This is a genomic window from Erysipelatoclostridium sp. DFI.2.3, assembly GCF_019132535.1.
Taxonomy (GTDB): Bacteria; Bacillota_I; Bacilli_A; order Erysipelotrichales; family Erysipelotrichaceae; genus Clostridium_AQ; species Clostridium_AQ innocuum.
On sequence record NZ_JAHOOJ010000004.1, the window covers coordinates 42305 to 61608 of the forward strand.

The window sequence follows — 19304 nt, forward strand, 5'->3', positions numbered from 1 at the left end:
GAAAACAAGAGGAGATACTAGGTAATGGATACAATATTTGAATGGTTAAAGAATCAGAATATCGCTTATTCCGATAAAAAGCTGATTACACAGGCACTTGTGCATTCCTCCTATGTGAATGAGCATAAGTCCTATGCGCATGATAATGAACGTCTGGAATTTATGGGAGATGCCGTACTGCAGCTATGGACGACGAAGAAGCTGTTTCTGCTGGAGCCGGAGCTGAGCGAAGGGCAGATGACAACCCTGCGTGCACAGCTTGTCTGTGAGGAGGCACTGGCGGAATACAACCGGCAGCTGGGCCTTGGAAAATATCTAATGCTTGGCGTTGGTGAGGAAAAGACGGGTGGAAGACAGCGGGATTCCATTCTGGCGGATATGTTTGAGGCACTGCTTGGCGCGGTCTTTCTGGATCAGGGCATGGAGGCAATCGACAGTATTCTGTCTGCAGTTGTTACACCTGCCATCAGTCGCCCGAAAAGTGAAAAGGTGATCGATTATAAGACGAAGCTGCAGGAGTACATACAGTCGGATTCCCGTAAGACGGTGCATTATGAAACTGTAAACGTTTCCGGACCAAGCAATAAGCCGGAATTTGAGGTTATTGTTATGCTGGATGATATCAACCTGGGACGCGGCAAGGGCTTTTCGAAAAAGCGGGCGGAACAGATGGCAGCCAAGGATGCATTTGAAAAAATGGTAAAATAACAGAAAAGAGCCGTAACAGGTTCTTTTTTTACGTTATAACGGACATGATAAAGTCATAAATGTCTGTGTACAAGCAGAGATAATAGGGGAGAATCAGGAAGCTATGAGACAATCGCTGCAAACATGTGTGAGCATATGAAACCGTAAAACGAAGTGTACCGTCGTTTCAATTCTCATACGACTGTAGAGCACCTCGTTATTGTTTACATGAACCCGACTTTTGCCCCCCAAAAAGCAGGAGCTTGTAAAATATTCAAAAAATATCATGTTAAATTTAGGAGTTTTGCCCTTTCCATACGTATATAAGAGTGTATATGGAAAAAAGGAGGATGAGACATATGCAAAAATCGAAGGAAAGGGAGTATCCGATTCCCTTTCACAATGATGTATTTTTCAAGTATATGCTGATTGGTGAGGATGCAGGCTCTGCCATGCTGAGAAGCAGGATCATTGAAGAAATTTACGGATTGAAGGTTCAAAAGACACAGGTGCTGAATCCGGAGCTCCTGCCGGAAGCCTTTTTCGGAAAACGAGCGGTTCTGGATGTTGTATTGGAGGATGAAACAGGTCACCTCTATGATTTGGAAATGCAGGTATCCGGGTATACGAAGGAGGAACAGCTGCGTTTTCAGCAGTATGGTTACCGCCTGGTCGGAAGACAGCTGAAGCAGGGGGATGATTACACAAAGCTGAAGCCGTTTTATCAGATTATTTTCATGTTTGCAATGCCAAAGGATACAGGGCGCATGATTCGACACTACACGGTAAAGGATGAGGATAATCGGGAGGAGCCCAACGGTACACTGCATCGCGCGATTGTGTTTTTACCGATGATCAGGCAGCGTGTAAAGGAGGTCGGAGGCATAGAGAACCTGACGGAGTTTGAAACCTTCTGCTATGTGCTTGCATATAATCCGGATGATGCTATACTAAACATGAAGAGAAGGATGGTGAATGTGGCTATGGAAAAATATAATGAGATGCGCGAGGATGGCTCATTATTCAGCTGGGCGGAATCCATTGAATTTGCAGAGCGAGCAGTACAGGCCAATTTGAGAGAGCAGACAGCAGAGGCTGAAAGGCTCGGACTTGAGAAGGGGTTTCAGAAAGGGCTTGAACAGGGCATTGAAAAAGGTATCGTGAAAGGTTTGGAAAAAGGCATCGAAAAAGGCATCGAAAAAGGAATGGAAAAGGGTCTGGAAAAAGGGAAAAGAGCATTGTTGAAATCACAAATAGCACACAAATACGGCAAGGAGGATGACTGGATAGATACACTGCCAGATCATCAGGTTGAGGATGCAATTCTTCATATTCTGGAATGTGATACATATGATGCTTTGAAAGACAGGCTGAAGGGTAAAGAAGTGAAATAAGTATACACATCGAGCTGATAGGAAAATCTGGAGCATAACAAACGTAAGGGAGCGATCGTAATCGATCAGCTTCCTTTTTATATTGCAGGGCATGGAAAAGAACAGCTGCTTTTACAGCCGGTTCATTCTTACTTCAGGATGTATATTCAACTTCTATTGATCAATACAATCGTGTTGCGTCTGTATGCTTTAAAGCTACCTGCAATTGAACAGGAACCTTACAAACGGATACGTTTCTGTATAGAAATAACACTTTCGCAAAATAAGCGATATAGAAATGAAAACGGTATCTTTTTTCATTTACGGATGGGGAATCTCATGTTATAATGCTTTTGCAGTGGTATATACCACTAAGGAGGACGAGATGAAGAAAGATCTTGTGAAAATCGTGACGATAGGAGGCGGCTCCTCTTATACGCCCGAGCTTGTCGAAGGATTTATTCGACGTTACGACGAATTGCCGGTCGGTGAATTATGGCTGGTTGATATCGAAGAAGGACGAGAAAAGCTGGAAATCGTCGGTGCTCTCGCTCAGCGCATGGTGAAAAAGGCAGGATTGCCGATGAAGGTGATTCTTTCCTATGATCGAAGAGAAGCATTAAAGGATGCGGATTTTGTGACTACACAAATGCGTATCGGTCGTTTACCGGCACGTGTTCTGGATGAACGGATTCCCTTATCCCACGGGATGATTGGACAGGAAACCAACGGTGCCGGGGGAATGTTTAAAGCATTCCGTACGATTCCGGTCATACTGGATATTGTAAAGGATATGCAGGAGCTTTGTCCGAATGCATGGATGATTAACTTTACAAATCCGGCAGGTATGGTTACGGAAGCTGTTCTGCGTTATACGGATTTCAAAAAAGTGATCGGCTTGTGCAATGTCCCTGTCAATATGGTTGCCGGTATCGCCAATATCCTCGGGGTAGAGGAACATCGTGTGACCATGCAGCTGCAGGGAGTGAATCACCATATCTTTGCGACAGATGTGTTTCTTGACGGCATGAGTGTGATGGATGAGGTTGTAGAGCGCTATGCGAATGTAAAGCCGGAGGATGTGCTGGCAATGAAAAACTTCATATCCCTGCCATATTCCCCTGCCTTTATTCGCGGGTTGCATGCAATACCATGCCCATATCATAATTACTATTTTTTCACAAAGGAACAGCTGGAGGAAGAACAGGAACAATTCGCAAAGGGCAATGTGCGCGGTGAGGTCGTTTCCCGTGTGGAAGAGGAGCTGTTTGAACTGTATAAGGATGAGCAGCTGGATGTCAAACCAAAGCAGCTGGAGATGCGCGGGGGTGCAAAATACAGCGATGCGGCATGCAATCTGATTGCGTCCATCTATACGGATAAGCGAGATATCCAATATGTGGATGTACAGAATAACGGCTGTATCAGTGATCTGCCGGATGAAAGCGCTGTTGAGGTTGCGTGCATGATTACTGCGGATGGACCTAAGCCGCTGGCTACCGGGGAAATGAAGCCGATGATTTCCGGAACGATTCATATGATCAAGGCATTTGAGCGTATGGTTGTTGAGGCTGCGGTTACAGGAAACCGCGATTTGGCAGTAACGGCATTGAATATGAATCCATTGTGTCCAAGTGATCATCTGGCAAATATCGTAGTAGACGAGCTGATTGAGGCGCATAAGGAATACCTGCCTCAGTTTCGTGGGAAATAGCCATGAGACTGCAGGGGAAGGATATTTATGTTCGCAATCAGACTGCGAGCAGAATTACGGATCTATGCTTTCTGTATCCGGGGGGAACCGCACCGCATACCGTAAAGAAGATTCCACCGCATCAGCACTAGCTGGAATTTATTTATGATTTCAGCATAGCAGGCGCAAAGGATCTGGCATTTTATTTTCTTGATGATGAGGATACGAAGTTCATTTTTCATAAGGAGCTTGACGCTGAGCATCAGAATCAGCCGCTGTATGTTTACATAACCATACAGGATGGCAGACGCTGTGTGCGAAGGGATCCTCATGGTAAGGAATTGTATCAGGAATAAGGTGAGTACCTGAAAGCTAAACGAAAAGAACACGCATCTGTTTCGGAGTTCTTTCTCGACGGTGGGTAAACATAAAACAGGGAGAATGCAACACGATTGTATTTATCAATAGAAGTTGAATTCTCCCTGTTTGCAGACACCCTAAAGTAAGAAAGAATCTGGTTTCGGTAGACGTGTTCTTTTTTAGTGGATGAAAAGCATATTGGTTATATGGAATGGCACAGAAACGGTGGATATCATATATTTTCCGGAAGAGGCACTGCAGAGCCTGTGCAGGAAGGTAACAGGCAGAGCAACTAGCCTGTAAGCCTTTGTTTATCATGTTAGTTAAGATTTAAAACTCCGGACTTTGAAAAGGCAAGGTATGACCTTTTCTACATATGGAAACTACGAAATGTTTAGATTCCCTAGCCTCCAGAGGTGTCATAAATAGATTATGATACAGGGAGAGAAAAGAGTGATATGCAATAAAACAAAAGATATCCTCTTTATAATGCAGTATGAATCTGCCTTGTGACAATACTTTTGTATGTCTGCATTTTCCATAAGTGGTTCATGGGCTGTTTCCAATGTTCAAAAGGCTTACAGCCTGCTTTAGCCAGATGCTGTGACCTGCGAATTTTGGCTATCGAAATATTCATAGCTTATTTACTGAATCTGTTCCTGCGGCTGAAAGAGCTGTTGACAGTATACAAATAAAGCGACATAGCCATTGGAAAGCATATTTCAAGCAGTGTCGATACACCGCCATTTAACAGATAAAGCAAAAGCTCGAATACGACGAGCATGGCATAAGGTCCTGCCACCTTTTGAAAAGCAGCTATATCTCTGGTGAGCAGCTCACACAGTATATGAAAAATCAAAAGCACATACAGGATGGTGGATCCCATCGCAAGGCGAGTATGCCATTTTGACAGTGTTGCATGTACATAGGGGGCATAGGGAAGCAGTACGGAAAATACCATACCGAGACAGCTGAGTGAAAGTACAAGCCAACCCAGCCTGTTGCGGTATTCAAGGGAAGCCATCCATTTTCTCGTATACACATAAAAGTATAAGGCAGCGCTGGCCGCCCATAGCATCAGATACCAGCGCATATGCAGTGCATTTCCCAGATGGGAAAGATTTTGTGAAAGTGGTTTGACAAACCACAGGGTATTGAGATTGATGATCCAGATTCCCGCAATGCATAATGTTTGATTTAGGCGCATGAGCATTCTCCTTTACAGCAATCTATTATACCATTTGAAAAATGTGAAAAAATGTGAAATCATGAAATTTTTAGGAGTTTCATGTTTTTTTTACGTATTTACTAGTGTAAAAAGCAAGTCGAGGTGATAAAAATGGATGCTATGTTAAAGCATATGGAGGTTCGTGATGATGGTTTTCTGGAGGTGGTGTTAAAGCGGACAAAGGATTTTGATGAGTATATCTTTCAACAGATTCATAAGGATGAGCGCTGTCTGCTCTGTGTGCGTGATCCCCGCAGCAAAACCAGGCTGTATTATGATACGAAGGGGTATCTGACATTGAAGGAGTATTTACAGGCGCATCTGTTTGCGGAAAGAGAGCTGTTGCCGTTTCTGCTGTATGTACTCGAGGATATGGTGCAGGTAAATGCCGGAAAGCCGGTATCCATGCGGCTGGAGCATGTATTTCTCAGCTATGACGGAGGTCTTTTGCGCTTTCTTGTATTTCCGCTGGTTGTGGACAACTGGCTGTTTCAAAAGGAGGAGCTGAAGCAGTTTTTAAAGGATTTACTGGATTGTGTCCGTGTAACACAGGATTTTGCGGCACTGGGATTTCTAGGCTATTGCCTGCGCAGCGAAGATCTGACGCTGCCTCAGGTTTTACAGGGGCTGCATGATTTGCAAGCTGCACAGGCTAAGCCTTTGGGATTATTGGAAAAGCTGTTTCATATCACAAGGGAAGAACCGTTTCAGGTACGCGATCTGCCCGCTCCCAAGACGATGGCTGTACCTTCCTTTGCGATCGAAGAGGAGAGTGGCGGCTATGCGGTACAAAAGGAACTGGAGAGTCCGACGCAGGAGCTGCTTGCACAGGATTGCAGCTGTCTGGTGGATCTGAAGTCATGGAACAGCATACGTGTGGATAAGGCGCAGTTTACAATCGGTCGGGCAAAGGACAATGATCTGGTGCTGAGTGGGAAAACGATATCCCAGCATCACGCCTGCATCGAGGAGGGTGTGCTGAAGGACTGCGGCAGTGCCAATGGCACATATATCAACGGTGAAAGAATAACATCCCGTGAACTGAAGGATCAGGATGTCATACGGTTTGCGAATCTGCAGTTTCGCTGGCAGAAGGAGGAAATCGTATGAATCTGCGCTACCAGATCTGTGCCTGCCTGTATCAGGGAACGGCCTGTGAGGTGTTTCTGGTACGGGATATCGTGACATCACAGCTGTATGCATTGAAACGCATTGTACGGCATCATGCAAAATTTTCAGATGCTTATCTGCGGGCGGTATATCAAAGAGAGGCATGTATGCTGGGATGGCTGCAGCATGAGCGTATCCCGCACCTGATATCAGCATTTGAGGAGGAACAGTACCGCTGTATTCTGATGGAATATATTCCCGGTGTTTCCTTATCGCGTATACAGGGCTGCAGCAGCGAGCAAAAGCGTCTGCAGTGGTGCCTGCAGCTGGGAGAACTTCTCCAGTATCTCCATGAGCAGCAGATTGTACATCTGGATATCAAGCCGTCCAATCTGCAGTACTGGAAGGGAAATGTCTATCTACTGGATTTTGCGACCAGCCGTTTTCTGCAGGAACAGGATGTCGCAGCCGCGGTGTCTCCCCGGCTATTCTCCCAAAGAGGCTGGTACGCTGAACTGTGATGAGCGAAGTGATATTTACAGCTTTGGAAGAACCTGCTATGTCCTGCGTCATGGACAGTTTCCTGCAGATGGTGCATGCAGGGATGCATTGGATGCGTTGCTTCTGCACTGCTGTCAGGAAGAAAGGAATCAGCGCTTTAGCAGCATGCAGGCTGTTATGAAAGAGCTCGTAAGGCTATGCAAAGGATAAAGCTCTGTGTGTTGCAGGACAAGGGCATACAAACGGTTCTGCTGATAAACCAGCGAAAGACGGTGCCTGTTTATCAGTATTGGGATGTTGCGGTGCAGGCAGTATGGAGAATAGGCGGATGGAGCTTTCATGTTACGCAGTCTGCTTCTCCTCTGTATCAGCTGCATAAGAAGGAAATAGAACCGGGCTTTCATTGCGTGATTGCACTAGAGGGGCAGCGGATACGCTTTTATGCAGAAGAACTGTGTGCAAACGCTCTGCGCTTTCATGGCTATGCCCTGGTGGGCATTGTGCATATCGGGCGTTCCTCCACACAGGAGCTGTGTCTGAAAAGTGCTGGAATATCTCTATGTCATGCGCTTTTACAAGCGAAGGATACGGAGTGGGAGCTGGTGGATCAGGCGAGCACCAATGGCTGCTATGTCAACGGGGATCGCATTACAAGGCATACAGTAGTGCCGGGCGATGTCATTTATCTTGGGAATGTGATGCTGCTGATGGGAAAGGACAGTATCTTCGTTCCAGAGCAAATAGCGGATACAAGGCTTTCTGAAATTTCCTATTGCAAAACTGTCATAGAGGAAAAGGAAGCAGGCACAGCCATATGCCTGACACCGGAGCCTGTGCAGAAATTAACGATGGAAATCGAGCTGCCTCTGGCCAAAGGCACACAGGAAAATCTTCCTGCAATCTTTGTACTGGGACCCTCCATTACCATGGGGCTTTCCTCCACCGCAATGGGATTGTTTTCCTTCTGGCTGGCAGCAGAGCGAAAGCAGGATTTGCTTTCTGTGGTACCGACACTGCTCATGTCCCTCAGCATGGCGCTGGGAACAATCCTTTGGCCGCTGCTCTCCAAGCGTTATGAGCGAAAGCAGCAGCGTAGAAAGGAAGAAAAACGATGCTATGTGTACTCCTGCTATCTGCTGGAGGTGAAACAGCGTATTCAACAGGCAATGCAGGAGGAGACTGCATATCTACAGCACTGGTATCCGCCGGTTTCCAAGCTCTGTGTCGATTTTCTTGCTCAAAAGCCGTATCGTCTTCGCTGTGTGAATCATGCGGACTGGCTGCATGTGGTGCTGGGACAGGGCAGCTGTCCAGCGGGCGTTGATCTGCAGATTCCTCATGTATCCTCCATGACGCAGGATGTGCTACTGGATAAGCTGCACGGATTGCAGGCTGGTCAGTTCAGATTGGAAAATGTCCCCATCGTGGCAGATCTTCGCGAGTGTCAGTCTCTGTGTCTGGAGGGCGAACGATCCGTATGCATCGACACGCTGCTGAATATCCTGCTGCAGCTGGTCATACAGCAGCCGGAAAAGGAAACCCGTATCTGTATCGCTGCGGATAAAGCGCTGATTTCAAGGGAAAAGCTGTTCTGTCTGCCACACCTGTTTGTGGACAGGCAGCGACTGCTTGTATGGGATGAGACAAGCGCAGGCCGCTGCAGGCGTCTTTTGGAAGCAGTGGTGGACGATGAAGGTATCAAGGATGTCATCGTTTGTATTCTGGAGCCGTGTCTTACCGATTCTCTGCAGCTGCCTGCGCATGAAAAAATTCACCAACTGCGCTGGAGCGATACGCTGAACAACGCTGCTGATCTTCAGCTGCAGATAAACGGCCGCAGCGTGCGATGGCCGCAGCGTCATGCGGACTTTACAATCGATACATGCACAGAAAGGCAAAGACGTGCTGCCTTTGTTCAACGCTCAGCGTATCCAAAGGATAGTGCACGGGGTAAGAAAATGCTGAGCTTTCTAAAGCTGTTTCACTGTCACAGTGTTGAGGAGCTTCAGATAGCCTCCCGCTATCAGGGGAGTGATGCTGCGAAAAGTCTGCGCGTGATCATCGGACAAAGTGCAGACGGCGGTGAGCTGTATCTGGATGCGCATGAACACAGCCACGGACCGCATGGATTGCTTGCGGGAATGACCGGCTCCGGCAAAAGTGAATGTCTTCTAACCTATCTGCTGTCGCTGGCTGTTACGTTTTCCTGTCAGGATGTCAGCTTTCTGCTGATTGATTTCAAGGGGGGGACAATGGCCAATGCTCTGGCAAAGCTGCCGCATACCGCTGGTATCATTACGAATCTGGATAAGGGCATTCTGATGCGCTGTATGTGTGCAATAGAAGGCGAGCTTACCCGCAGACAGCAGCAGCTGGCGGATACAGGGGAGCGGTATGGAATCAGCAGTATGGATATCGATAAATACATGCAGCTCAGAAAGCAGCATCCCTCCCTTACGGCGATGCCCCACCTGTTTCTGGTAGCAGATGAGTTTGCCGAGCTGAAGCAGCTCTTTCCGGCGGTTCTTGATCATCTGCGTCAGTGTGCCAGAATCGGAAGAAGCCTGGGTATCCATCTGCTGCTGGCAACACAGAAGCCCTTCGGTGTTGTGGATGAACAGATTTGGAGCAATGCACGCTTTCGTCTCTGTTTAAAGGTTGCCGATCGCAATGACAGTATGGATATGCTGAAAAAGGACTCCGCTGTCCATCTGCAGCATCCCGGTCAGCTGTTTTTACAGGTAGGACATGATGAGGTCTTTGTGCAGGGGCAAAGCGCCTGGACACAGGCACCCTATGATCCCTGCGGAAAGGAGGCATCGGATCTGTATCTTTCCTATTATGACAGTGACGGGAATATGCAGGATTTACCGATGGCAGGCGGTACGGTGGCAAAAACCGAGCTGGAGGCGGTTTGTGATGCACTGTGTGCTATCAGCACAGAGCGTGCCGCTCCTTTGTGGATGCCGCCATTAAAGCCGAATCTGCAACAGGAGGAGCTTCCGGCTAAGGAAACTGCATTGACCCTTGGTTTGCTGGATGATCTTGCCCATCAGCAGCAGATTCCCTTTTCCATGTCCGTGTGGGACGGACGCAACCTCGCTGTGTGCGGCATGGTGGGGAGCGGGAAAAGCATGTTTGTGGAAACGCTGATTCAAAGCTGTCTTGTGAAGTCTGAGAACATACTCTATCTGTTTGATTTCGATAAGCCGCTGTTCATGAAATATGCGCAGTACCAGCAGGTTGCCGCTGTATTTCAAAGAGAGGATGCAGAGGGAATTCAAAGCTTTTTCAGCTTTATGAGGCGCATGATAAAACAGCGCAGAGCACAGAGAAGCGAACAGGGAATCCTTTGTATTCTTCATAATTATGAAGTGTTTCATGAACTGTATCAGGAGCTGGAGGAGGAACTGCTTTATCTGCTGCGCGAAGGAAAAAAATACGGCATTGTATGCTGTATCACAACGGCTGTTCTGCAGCAGATTCCCATGCGTATACAGGCCTGTCTGGAAGACTGGTATGCCCTGCAGTGTGCACAGCATGAGGATTACAGCTATCTCTTCTCCTGTGAACAAAGCTGTATTCCGCTGACACAGCCGGGCTGTGGTCTAATGAAATATAACGATACTCTCTGTATGTTTCAGATTGCCGTCTATCGCAAGGAGGCATGGATGAAGGCATCCCGTTCGCAAACACCGCCGGCTTATGCTGTTCCACGTATGCCGGCACATGTTTCCCATCCTCTTGCAATGCAATGTGACAGCAGCTTTTTGGGCAGGGAAATCAAAACGCAGGAGGAAATTTATACAGCCTATCCCACAGGGCGCTGTCTGTTTCTTCTGGCTGCCTACCGTCTGAATGACAGCTTCATTTCCCTCTATCTGAAGCAGCTGGAAACAGGAGGCAGTGTCCATATATTCAGCCCGCATTCGCTTGCGAAACGAAAGCCATCCTCCTTGGATACGCTTGATCGACTGCTGAAGCAGCCGCAAAAGCAATATATCGTATGGCATCAGCTGGATGAGCTGAGTCTGGATACAGCCTTCATGAAGAAACTGCTGGAGGCAGAGCAGCTGCATCATATTTTTATTGAGACCATACCTCATCTAAGTGCGTATTCCCTATGGGACTGGTATGCACCGGTATGGCTTGATGCCGCTGTTCTCTGGATGGGAAAAGGATTTCAGGAGCATTCCTATACGTTAAAAAGGAATGTGCAGACAGATAAAATACTGAAAAGCAAGGAAGCGATTTACTGGGAGGAGGATACATGCAGAATACTGCAGCTATGGGAGGTCGAGGAAAATGGATGAAAGAATACTGGTGGAGGTGTATGTACCAGCGGTGCAGCAGGGTATGGAGGTGCTGCTTCCCGCACAGGCAAAACTGGGTGTTGTACACCGCTTTGTATCACGATTACTGGAGGCTGCCTGGCATTTGGAAAAGGGCAGTCTAAAGGATGCTATATGGTATCTGGAGCAGCAGGACAGCATGCCGGATTTCGCATTGTGTGTTAAGGATGCCGGCATTCGCAACGCAGAACGCATCATCATCTTATAGGAGGAATGAAATGAGTATAAAAATACAAGTGGATCCTGCCAGACTGGACAGTGCGGCAGGACAGATTGAGCAGCAGACCCTGTCCTACGAAAAGAATTACCGCCGTTTATTTCAAGAGGTGGCGGCGATGGGCAGCGGCTGGCAGGGAAAGGATAATCAGGCCTTTGTATCACAGATTCAGGGGTTTGAAAAAGACTTTCAGCAGATGGCGGCACTCATGCGCGAGTATGCGGCTTTTCTCAAGCTGAGTGCCAAGACCTATCGACAGACACAGGATGAACGAGCACAGATGGCCCGCCGTCTGGTCAATTAGGAGGTGTATCATGGATCAGCTACAAATTACACTGGCACAGGTAACCCAGACAGCTGCCAGTATCCGTTCACAGAATCAACAGCTGAATTCCTGTCTGCAGGAAATCGGTACTTCAATGAATCAGCTTGCTGCCTATTGGCAGTCTCCGGCTTCAGAAAAAATAAGATCCCGCTTTCACGGAATGCTGCCGGTTTTTGACAATTATCGGTCAATTGTCGAATCCTATGCAAAATTCCTTGATCAGACGGTATCTACCTATCAAAGCATGGAGGCACAGCTGAATGCCAGTGCCGAAGGCTTCTAGGATTCTTATCCAGACCATGGCAAACGGCTACTTGCAGCAGCTGTATGCATTGCAGACACAGCTGCGCCAGCAAACCGTCATGCTGCCAAGTGCAGCACAGGGCGCAGAGCTTCCCCTGCTGCAGCGACAGTATCGCAATGTCCTGCATAATGTGCAGGAACAGATTCGGATATGTGAGGGTCTGCGTATGCTGTAGGCAATAGCCGAATGATAAAGATACATACCGGAAAACTGCTGCAGCTTCAGCAAAGCACACAGCAAACCTGGAAACAAAGCAGCCGCCTGAGTGCCTCTGTTTACCAGCTCCAGAATATTCTGGGACAAACAACGCAGCTAAACCGTTTATCTGTCCTGCAGCGACAGCTGTCTGCACAGCTGTATCAGCTGCAAGCCTTTTTCCATGAGTCACAAATGCAATATGAATCGATGGAGCAGCGTCTTCTGAAGCAGGCTGGACAGCTGCGAACAGCAGCATCCCTATCCAGTGACAGCGATTGGTCGGATGCCTGGTATACACGAAAGGACAGCTGGAAAACCACCCATCGCACACATACGACCTTCGGCAATGGCAGATCCCTTGTCGATTATGCGAAAAACGGTATCTGTGCCGGAATTTTCGGCGGCTTTGATGCCTTTCGCTATGCAGTGGGAAAAAACAGCAAATATACATCGGCAAATGCCCAGTTTACACTTGGCAGTGCCCACATGTCTGTGGATGGGAAGGGGCTGCTGTATGATGACGGCACCTGGAATCCGCAGCTGCAATTGGAGGCGGAAGCAGAAGCTGCGCTCGCACAGCTGAAAGCCGGTTTTGATATCGGAACCTCGTATGTGCATGCCGGGATTGAGGCTTCTGTAGGAGTCGGTGTTGCCAAAGGAGCCGCAAAGGCAGTGATTAAGAAGGATGAGGTTACGCTGAAGGGCGAAATCGGAGTGGCGGCCGTACAGGGGGAGGTAAAGGGCAAATTCTCTTTGTTTGGCGCAGACATAACGCTGAGTGGTACCGGTGAGCTTGGTGCTGCCGGCGTTGGTGCAGAGTTTTCCAGTAAAACAGGGGAAGTGGAGTTTGGCGGAAAGGCTTCACTGCTTGCAGGTCTGGGATTTAAAGTTAAAATCAATTACTGATGGGAAGGTATAAGGAATGAAAAAGGAAGCATTACGAAATATTCTGCCTCTTGGCAGTGTAATCACCCTGAAGAAAGGGCGAAAAAAACTAATGATTATCGGTAGAATTCAGGAGGAGCGTTCCAGCGGTATCCTGTATGATTATGCTGCGGTGCTGTATCCGGAAGGCATACTGGATGCCTCCGAGCTGTATATGTTTCAGGGAGAGGACATTGACCGCATCTATCATGTCGGGCTGCAGGAGGAAGAGGAATTCGCCTTTCGCAGCTATATGGAACAAAAGCTTAAGGAATTGAAGCTGCTGGAATAAGCTGTTGGATGCCCTGTAGAATCAAAACACGTCCGCATCTCTTAACAGAGAAAGGACGTGTTTTATATAGGATAGGCGACTGACGGAAATTCAAGCAGCATGTTCATTCGATAAAAGAAAAAAGCTGTGCCCGGAAATGAATCCCAAACACAGCATTATCTGTATATAAGTGCTATCGAATGCTGAAGGAAAGCAGTGCAGCCAGTGAAATAGCAAGTCTGGAATATCGCACTCTTCTTCCACCCTGCAAAAGAATTTCGCTGATGGCGCAGTATTTATCAACAGCCTGCAGAACCCAGCCCTCCTTTGTTTTGGGGCAGCGCAGAGTCATCGGCCACATATGGTGTACGATGGCATCTTCGATAATCGTATTAACGAAGGTTGCCTTACGTGCATTTTCCAAAGCAATCTGCGGATGTACGGCACAGTGTCTTCCTTCTATGGGACGCTCCTCCTTATCCAGATTTCTCCAGTCATAGTGATACAGATCATGAAGAAGGCCGGCTCTTGCGGCGCTGCAGGAATCCAGATGGAATCGCCGTGCTATCAGAAAAGTATAATAAGAGACATTCAGCGAGTGCTGAAATCTTGATGTATTCATATGCTGTGTAAATGCTTTGAGGTCCTGTACATCATGCAGATGCAGCAGATCCCGGATACAGCTCAGATACTCCTGAGCCAGATCATTGTCGGCGTTATTCAAATCAATTCTGGAAAAAATTGCTTTTTGCATTCCATGACCACCTTTTTTACATTGACATTACTATAGCACTACTCTGTGAATAAATCATGTGAACATTTTGTGATTTTTATTTTCACAGACAATTCATACTATGCAAAGACTGCAAAATGGGGTATCATAAACAGGCAAAGACATGGAATGAACAGGAATGTCTATCAAAAGGAAAGAGGGAGCTTATGCCGGATTTTGAAAAGGTGATTGTCCACGTTTTGGACTGTGAACAGAATACATGTATTATGAGTACCGCCTGTATGCAGGAGCTGCAGCCGGAGGTTGAAAAAATGATGCAGACCAAGGCATCCAAGGTTTTTTCAAGCTCCTCCAAAAAAAGCGGAAAATTCAAGGAAAGCTCGCAGGTTAAGCAGTGGCTGGACAGCTATAAGCTGCAGGAACAAAGTTTTGAACAGCTCAGTGAGCTGCTTGCACGCCATATATTCGATGCGAAGCTGCGATGTGCCTTATACTATCCAAGCGATCTGCTGATTGCACAGGTGATGGAAGAGGGAAGGCGCTATCTGCTGGTTATCGACAATGCGTACAGTGAGGGAATTACACATACGCTTGTACAGGAGGAAGCCGGTATGCGGAATGAAATCATCCCCTATCGCACGCTGTTATCCTCCTCTCTGGTCAAGGCGGATAAGGCATTTCTCGTAGAGCTGAGTGATTATGCGCTGCATTGTGTGGAAAGCAAGGTTGAAATCGAAGCGGAGAAGGTGAATTTCTTTGCGGATATCATACTGGAAAGCACAACCTCCCCATCGTATAAGGAAGCGGTATCCTCACTGGCGAAAATCACAGAGGAAATCAGCGATAAATACGATTTGAATCAGATGGAGGTCGTTCCGAAAATGAAAAGCATCATCAAGGAGAATATTGAGCAGCAGACACCGATTGAAATTGAGGAGGTCGCAGAGCTGCTATTTGCAGAGAAGCCGCTTGCCCGTGATGATTTTCGCGAAGAACTGCGCAAGCAGGGCGTTGAAAAGCCGATTGAGGTGGAATATGTGAAGCCGGCACGCTCGGACAAGGTACAGAAGATAAAAACAGACAAGGGAATCGAAATCATTATTCCGGTGGATTATATGAATTCCCGTGATTTTGTGGAATTTAAAAATCAGCCGGATGGAACGATTTCCATACAGCTGAAAAACATCACCCGAATCACAAGTAAATAGTTGCATCGATAATAAGGATAGTACGTTTGAGGATATGAAAAAACACATGACAGCAGGATTTAGAAATATAAACTGCAGCATGTGTTTTTTTGTCTTATAACTACTCGATCAGCGCAACGCCACTGACACCTTCCACCTCATCCAGAAGAATCGCCTCAATACCTCCCTGAATGGTATCGTCGATGGACATGCAGCCGACGCATGCTCCCAGAAGACGCACACCGACAATGCCGTCCTCAAAGGATACGAATTCAACATCGCCGCCGTCTCTTTGTATGTATGGACGTATTTTTTCAATGGTTTGCTTGATTTCATCTATCTTAGTCTGCATCCTATTCCTTCTTTCTCTAATGGATAAGCTGATACATGGACAGGGATACCAGTATGCCCAGCAGGATACCTCCAAGTATTTCAATGAATTTATGGCCGAGAACGCTTTTGATCTTCTCGTGATAGATCGGATCGTTGAATTTCAAACCCTTCAATGTTTCCAAATCGCTGATCAGCTGCTTTGTCAGCTGGATATTTCTGCCTGCGTAGTAGCGGACATTGGCTGCATCGTAAATAACGATGAAGCTGAATACACAGGTAATCGCGAAGAGGGCGGAATCAAAGCCTTCATTCATGCCGATCGCAATCGTCAGGGCTGTTACCGTAGAGCTGTGTGAGCTTGGAAAGCCTCCGCAGGCGATGCACTGATGCACATCCAGTTCCTTGGTACGGAAATAAAGCACGATCGGCTTTAGAACCTGGGCGATGACATTTGCCAGAAGGGCAGCCACCAGGGGGTAAATCGAACTCATGTCTGTATCACCTCATATAGTCCAGAGTGCTGTATGTATAACGTTTCGCTGCTGTTTATGCAGATATATGGAACTAGAAACACGGTGGAATCATACCCATCGGTATTGCATGGGAATCTGTGTATTCCGCATCCATTATCAGCAGTTACCGGCGAATCATCAGCCTTTTACGCTCTCTGCCATATTATTATAACACAAAATCAGAAAAGATATGATATAATAAGCATGATGAAATGAGGTGAGTGGATGCATTATATGGTTGGAGAGGTCGTGGAAGGTGTCGTTACCGGAATCAAGCCCTACGGCGCATTTGTTTATCTGGACAGCAAGCACAACGGATTGATTCATATTTCTGAAATCAGTGAGCGCTTCGTGCGGGATGTGCATACGTATGTCAAGGTCAATGAACGTGTAAAGGTGAAAATTCTGGATGTCGATGAAGACGGCATGCATTTCAAGCTGTCCTTGAAAGCTGTAGAAGCAAATAAAGCTCGTTCCATGCGAAAACGCAGATTCGTCCACGAATTGCCGCAGATGAATATCGGGTTTACTTCACTGGCGGAGCATCTGGATCAGTGGATCGAAGAGGCAACAAAGTAAAAGGAGAAAACGCATATGATGAAATTAGACACAAAGCATGCATTTTTGAAGGAAGACATTGCAGGTTATCAGGACATCGTTACCAAATGCCATGAGGATCTCCACAACAAGACCGGCAAGGGAAACGACTATGTCGGCTGGGTGGAATGGCCAAACAATTATGACAAGGAAGAGTATGCAAGATTAAAGAGCGTTGCGGCTGACATCCGCGAAAAATGCGATGTACTGATGGTTTGTGGTATCGGTGGTTCTTATCTGGGAGCCAGAGCTGCCGTTGAAATGATCAATGGAATGTACAGTGATAAAAAACCGGAAATCATTTTCTTCGGTAATACATTCTCATCCACGTATATTGCGCAGGTTATGGAGTACATCAAGGATAAGGAAGTCGCAGTCAATGTAATTTCCAAATCCGGTACAACAACGGAAACCGCGCTGGCATTCCGTCTGCTGAAGCAGTTTATGGAAGAAAAATACGGAAAAGAGGAAGCCGCAAAGAGAATTGTTGCGACAACGGATAAGGCAAGAGGCACGCTGAAAACGATTGCCGATAAGGAAGGCTATGAAACCTTTGTAATTCCGGATGATATTGGTGGACGTTTCTCCGTCATCACACCGGTTGGACTGTTTCCAATCGCTGTGGCAGGTATTGATACCGATGCTATCATGACCGGTTTGAAAAAGGCTTATGAAGATTTAAAGGATCCGGATTTAAGCAAAAACGATGCCTATGCCTATGCAGTAAGCCGCCGTATTCTGGAAAATCAGGGAAAAGATGTGGAAATGCTGGTAAGCTATGAAACACAGATGACGATGGTTGCGGAATGGTGGAAGCAGCTGTTCGGAGAAAGTGAAGGAAAGGAATGCAAGGGAAATCTGCCGACAAGCGCAAACTTCTCTACCGATCTGCATTCTCTGGGACAGTTTGTACAGGACGGAAAGAAGGTTCTGTATGAAACACTGCTGCTGATTGACAAGCCAACGCTGGATCTGAACTTCCCGGAAGATGCGGATAATCTGGATGGCATGAATTATCTGGCAGGAAAATCCGTTGACTGGGTAAACAAAATGGCGTGTCAGGGAACTTTGGAAGCACACGAGGAAACAGGCGGTGTTCCAAATCTGATTCTGACACTGGACGATATGAGTGCGGAAAGCTTTGGTTATATGTGCTATTTCTTCTTCAAGGCATGTGCCATTACCTGCTATATGCTGGATATCAACCCGTTCAATCAGCCTGGCGTAGAGGTCTATAAGAAGAATATGTTCCGTCTGTTGGGGAAAAAATAGGACGGGCAAAGATAAAACGTTTGCTGAGCTTGTGAAAAGAAAGGGTATATAGGAAGTACGGAAATAAGAACAGGTCAAGCTCTATTGGTATCATTTGTGTATAACGGGATGTTTCCAAACTGGAAATATCCCGTTTTCAGAAGAAAGGGAGAGCTGCAATGTGGAAGGAACGAACAGAAAAAAAGAAATTTGAGGAAGGCTTTGCGGAAGAGATCAAGGAAATCTATGCACTGACACAGGATGATGCAGGCTCCTGCCGCATGAAAGGGGAACGCTGTTGGACAGTCAGTATGCGGCTGCTTGCCCACATAGATGGTAAAACTGCAGAGCTGAAGCAGGAGAAAAAGGTACTGCAGTGGATGCTGAGTGAAAAGGAAAATAAAAAACCGTGAAAAGTGTTTCGTTTGAAAAAGGAAACGATTTATCGTTTAAAGGTGCGGGAATCCCTGCCGAAAAAAACGATATGGTCAAATCAGGAGATTCCTGCCGGTGCCTGTCTGCTGCTGGTGGATGTACTGGAGCGAAATGTAAAACAGCCGCAGCTGCAGGAACTGCTGAAGGAATATCAGAAGCCTGTCTTTTTATCTCTGTCAGATACCTGTCAACTGCAGCTGAACCGTTCCCTGTCCATGTTTCAGGGGGAGGGGGAGTGGAATGCGCAAAAGGCAGAGATTTTACTGGATACAGATGGGCATGATGATAAGCGTGCGGATAAGGCATTAACTGTTTTTCGCAGGCTGCAGGAGGATGCCGCTGCATGGGATAAAAAAGCCCGTCGGTACGCTGCCGAGCAATTACTCAGCTGTGCAATTGAGTGGCAGGATGAAGACGAAGATGAGCTGTGTGCTGATGAATTTATACGTCGTATCCGGATAGAGTCTGTCAACGTGTCACAGGATGGGGAGTTTGAATTGTATTATGATGACGGCGGTATATTTGCAGGTCATGTTATTATTGTCAGCGGAAATATGGATAAGGGGTTGTATGACGCCCAGTTTGCGGGTTAGTTATATAGAAAACGGACAGATTGCTCTGTTCGTTTTTCTGACTGGGAAGGCTCTTATAATGGCAAAAGAAAAGAAAAAGCAAATCGTTATCATAAAGGCGATTTGCTTTCTTCTAAAATA

The 19304-nt window shown here is 46.8% G+C and carries 21 protein-coding genes and 1 pseudogene; 18 read left to right on the forward strand and 4 right to left on the reverse strand.

Features of this window, described 5'->3' with window-relative positions:
• Window positions 1-24 precede the first annotated feature (24 nt).
• From rnc to KSZ58_RS23140, 4 genes are all read left to right on the forward strand, one after another.
• On the forward strand, window positions 25-708 hold the full coding sequence (gene rnc / locus KSZ58_RS05445) for a ribonuclease III (RefSeq protein ID WP_008818916.1): 684 nt from the start codon (window positions 25-27) through the stop codon (window positions 706-708).
• Window positions 709-1046: 338 nt separating this feature from the next.
• Window positions 1047-2081, forward strand: a complete 1035-nt coding sequence (locus KSZ58_RS05450) for a PD-(D/E)XK nuclease family transposase (RefSeq protein ID WP_008818915.1) — start codon at window positions 1047-1049, stop codon at window positions 2079-2081.
• Window positions 2082-2445: 364 nt separating this feature from the next.
• Window positions 2446-3774 (forward strand): 6-phospho-beta-glucosidase, encoded by a 1329-nt coding sequence (locus KSZ58_RS05455; RefSeq protein WP_009269388.1) that lies wholly within the window; start codon window positions 2446-2448, stop codon window positions 3772-3774.
• 2 nt (window positions 3775-3776) lie between these two features.
• The gene (locus KSZ58_RS23140) at window positions 3777-3905 is read left to right on the forward strand and encodes a hypothetical protein (RefSeq protein WP_257269047.1); all 129 of its coding nucleotides are present in this window, start codon (window positions 3777-3779) and stop codon (window positions 3903-3905) included.
• 848 nt (window positions 3906-4753) lie between these two features.
• Here the strand turns inward: KSZ58_RS23140 and KSZ58_RS05465 are convergent.
• Entirely contained in the window at window positions 4754-5320 is a 567-nt protein-coding gene (locus KSZ58_RS05465; protein WP_009269387.1) for a hypothetical protein, read from the reverse strand.
• 132 nt (window positions 5321-5452) lie between these two features.
• Here KSZ58_RS05465 and KSZ58_RS05470 point away from each other — a divergent pair, with 132 nt between their 5' ends.
• The 9 genes from KSZ58_RS05470 to KSZ58_RS05510 all read left to right on the forward strand — a co-directional run bounded on the left by KSZ58_RS05470 (window position 5453) and on the right by KSZ58_RS05510 (window position 13564).
• Window positions 5453-6451: an FHA domain-containing protein gene (locus KSZ58_RS05470; protein ID WP_008818912.1), complete on the forward strand. Its 999-nt coding sequence runs from the start codon at window positions 5453-5455 to the stop codon at window positions 6449-6451.
• Window positions 6448-6972 (forward strand): protein kinase, encoded by a 525-nt coding sequence (locus KSZ58_RS05475; RefSeq protein ID WP_008818911.1) that lies wholly within the window; start codon window positions 6448-6450, stop codon window positions 6970-6972. Before KSZ58_RS05470 ends, KSZ58_RS05475 begins: the two co-directional genes overlap by 4 nt.
• A gap of 177 nt (window positions 6973-7149) precedes the next feature.
• Window positions 7150-11265: an FtsK/SpoIIIE domain-containing protein gene (locus KSZ58_RS05480; RefSeq protein ID WP_154410857.1), complete on the forward strand. Its 4116-nt coding sequence runs from the start codon at window positions 7150-7152 to the stop codon at window positions 11263-11265.
• Window positions 11258-11512: a hypothetical protein gene (locus KSZ58_RS05485; protein WP_008818907.1), complete on the forward strand. Its 255-nt coding sequence runs from the start codon at window positions 11258-11260 to the stop codon at window positions 11510-11512. Before KSZ58_RS05480 ends, KSZ58_RS05485 begins: the two co-directional genes overlap by 8 nt.
• 10 nt (window positions 11513-11522) lie before the next feature.
• Complete coding sequence (locus KSZ58_RS05490) at window positions 11523-11825, forward strand: WXG100 family type VII secretion target (RefSeq protein WP_002608481.1); 303 nt, start codon at window positions 11523-11525, stop codon at window positions 11823-11825.
• 10 nt (window positions 11826-11835) lie between these two features.
• Window positions 11836-12129 carry a pore-forming ESAT-6 family protein gene (locus tag KSZ58_RS05495; RefSeq protein WP_002608482.1) on the forward strand — a complete coding sequence of 98 codons (294 nt, stop codon included), beginning with the start codon at window positions 11836-11838 and terminating at the stop codon, window positions 12127-12129.
• Window positions 12130-12145: 16 nt separating this feature from the next.
• Window positions 12146-12325 (forward strand): hypothetical protein, encoded by a 180-nt coding sequence (locus tag KSZ58_RS05500; protein ID WP_009587470.1) that lies wholly within the window; start codon window positions 12146-12148, stop codon window positions 12323-12325.
• Window positions 12326-12336: 11 nt separating this feature from the next.
• The gene (locus KSZ58_RS05505; protein ID WP_009587481.1) at window positions 12337-13254 is read left to right on the forward strand and encodes a hypothetical protein; all 918 of its coding nucleotides are present in this window, start codon (window positions 12337-12339) and stop codon (window positions 13252-13254) included.
• Window positions 13255-13270: 16 nt separating this feature from the next.
• Window positions 13271-13564, forward strand: a complete 294-nt coding sequence (locus tag KSZ58_RS05510; RefSeq protein ID WP_002608485.1) for a DUF4176 domain-containing protein — start codon at window positions 13271-13273, stop codon at window positions 13562-13564.
• 172 nt (window positions 13565-13736) lie between these two features.
• On the opposite strand, the gene KSZ58_RS05515 is transcribed toward KSZ58_RS05510, so the two are convergent.
• Entirely contained in the window at window positions 13737-14297 is a 561-nt protein-coding gene (locus tag KSZ58_RS05515) for an HD domain-containing protein (RefSeq protein WP_008818903.1), read from the reverse strand.
• 185 nt (window positions 14298-14482) lie between these two features.
• On the opposite strand from KSZ58_RS05515, the gene KSZ58_RS05520 reads away from it, so the two are divergent.
• The gene (locus KSZ58_RS05520) at window positions 14483-15484 is read left to right on the forward strand and encodes a nucleoid-associated protein (RefSeq protein ID WP_021420293.1); all 1002 of its coding nucleotides are present in this window, start codon (window positions 14483-14485) and stop codon (window positions 15482-15484) included.
• Window positions 15485-15584: 100 nt separating this feature from the next.
• Here the strand turns inward: KSZ58_RS05520 and KSZ58_RS05525 are convergent, their stop codons facing one another.
• On the reverse strand, window positions 15585-15815 hold the full coding sequence (locus tag KSZ58_RS05525; protein ID WP_002608488.1) for a NifU family protein: 231 nt from the start codon (window positions 15813-15815) through the stop codon (window positions 15585-15587).
• 16 nt (window positions 15816-15831) lie between these two features.
• The gene (locus tag KSZ58_RS05530) at window positions 15832-16287 is read right to left on the reverse strand and encodes a divergent PAP2 family protein (RefSeq protein WP_002608489.1); all 456 of its coding nucleotides are present in this window, start codon (window positions 16285-16287) and stop codon (window positions 15832-15834) included.
• A 246-nt stretch (window positions 16288-16533) separates the two neighbouring features.
• On the opposite strand from KSZ58_RS05530, the gene KSZ58_RS05535 reads away from it, so the two are divergent.
• The 4 genes and pseudogenes from KSZ58_RS05535 to KSZ58_RS05545 all read left to right on the forward strand — a co-directional run bounded on the left by KSZ58_RS05535 (window position 16534) and on the right by KSZ58_RS05545 (window position 19184).
• Window positions 16534-16887: a CvfD/Ygs/GSP13 family RNA-binding post-transcriptional regulator gene (locus tag KSZ58_RS05535; RefSeq protein ID WP_008818901.1), complete on the forward strand. Its 354-nt coding sequence runs from the start codon at window positions 16534-16536 to the stop codon at window positions 16885-16887.
• Between the two features lie 15 nt (window positions 16888-16902).
• Window positions 16903-18177, forward strand: a complete 1275-nt coding sequence (locus KSZ58_RS05540) for a glucose-6-phosphate isomerase (protein ID WP_008818900.1) — start codon at window positions 16903-16905, stop codon at window positions 18175-18177.
• Window positions 18178-18335: 158 nt separating this feature from the next.
• Window positions 18336-18731 (forward strand): annotated as a pseudogene (locus tag KSZ58_RS23460) (hypothetical protein); the annotation flags it as partial.
• A gap of 57 nt (window positions 18732-18788) precedes the next feature.
• Window positions 18789-19184 carry a DUF2262 domain-containing protein gene (locus KSZ58_RS05545; protein WP_374102560.1) on the forward strand — a complete coding sequence of 132 codons (396 nt, stop codon included), beginning with the start codon at window positions 18789-18791 and terminating at the stop codon, window positions 19182-19184.
• Window positions 19185-19304: the final 120 nt, after the last annotated feature.

Excerpts from the sequence above, each read along its gene's own strand:
- KSZ58_RS05540 (WP_008818900.1), top strand. The coding sequence starts at position 16,903 with ATGATGAAATTAGACACAAAGCATGCATTTTTGAAGGAAGACATTGCA.
- KSZ58_RS05495 (WP_002608482.1), top strand. The coding sequence starts at position 11,836 with ATGGATCAGCTACAAATTACACTGGCACAGGTAACCCAGACAGCTGCC.
- KSZ58_RS05475 (WP_008818911.1), top strand. The coding sequence starts at position 6,448 with ATGAATCTGCGCTACCAGATCTGTGCCTGCCTGTATCAGGGAACGGCC.
- KSZ58_RS05470 (WP_008818912.1), top strand. The coding sequence starts at position 5,453 with ATGGATGCTATGTTAAAGCATATGGAGGTTCGTGATGATGGTTTTCTG.
- KSZ58_RS05465 (WP_009269387.1), bottom strand. The coding sequence starts at position 5,320 with ATGCGCCTAAATCAAACATTATGCATTGCGGGAATCTGGATCATCAAT.
- KSZ58_RS05485 (WP_008818907.1), top strand. The coding sequence starts at position 11,258 with ATGGATGAAAGAATACTGGTGGAGGTGTATGTACCAGCGGTGCAGCAG.
- KSZ58_RS23140 (WP_257269047.1), top strand. The coding sequence starts at position 3,777 with ATGAGACTGCAGGGGAAGGATATTTATGTTCGCAATCAGACTGCGAGC.
- KSZ58_RS05535 (WP_008818901.1), top strand. The coding sequence starts at position 16,534 with ATGCATTATATGGTTGGAGAGGTCGTGGAAGGTGTCGTTACCGGAATC.
- KSZ58_RS05510 (WP_002608485.1), top strand. The coding sequence starts at position 13,271 with ATGAAAAAGGAAGCATTACGAAATATTCTGCCTCTTGGCAGTGTAATC.
- KSZ58_RS05520 (WP_021420293.1), top strand. The coding sequence starts at position 14,483 with ATGCCGGATTTTGAAAAGGTGATTGTCCACGTTTTGGACTGTGAACAG.
- KSZ58_RS05505 (WP_009587481.1), top strand. The coding sequence starts at position 12,337 with ATGATAAAGATACATACCGGAAAACTGCTGCAGCTTCAGCAAAGCACA.
- KSZ58_RS05515 (WP_008818903.1), bottom strand. The coding sequence starts at position 14,297 with ATGCAAAAAGCAATTTTTTCCAGAATTGATTTGAATAACGCCGACAAT.
- KSZ58_RS05500 (WP_009587470.1), top strand. The coding sequence starts at position 12,146 with ATGGCAAACGGCTACTTGCAGCAGCTGTATGCATTGCAGACACAGCTG.
- KSZ58_RS05455 (WP_009269388.1), top strand. The coding sequence starts at position 2,446 with ATGAAGAAAGATCTTGTGAAAATCGTGACGATAGGAGGCGGCTCCTCT.
- KSZ58_RS05525 (WP_002608488.1), bottom strand. The coding sequence starts at position 15,815 with ATGCAGACTAAGATAGATGAAATCAAGCAAACCATTGAAAAAATACGT.
- KSZ58_RS05490 (WP_002608481.1), top strand. The coding sequence starts at position 11,523 with ATGAGTATAAAAATACAAGTGGATCCTGCCAGACTGGACAGTGCGGCA.
- KSZ58_RS05530 (WP_002608489.1), bottom strand. The coding sequence starts at position 16,287 with ATGAGTTCGATTTACCCCCTGGTGGCTGCCCTTCTGGCAAATGTCATC.
- KSZ58_RS05480 (WP_154410857.1), top strand. The coding sequence starts at position 7,150 with ATGCAAAGGATAAAGCTCTGTGTGTTGCAGGACAAGGGCATACAAACG.
- rnc (WP_008818916.1), top strand. The coding sequence starts at position 25 with ATGGATACAATATTTGAATGGTTAAAGAATCAGAATATCGCTTATTCC.
- KSZ58_RS05450 (WP_008818915.1), top strand. The coding sequence starts at position 1,047 with ATGCAAAAATCGAAGGAAAGGGAGTATCCGATTCCCTTTCACAATGAT.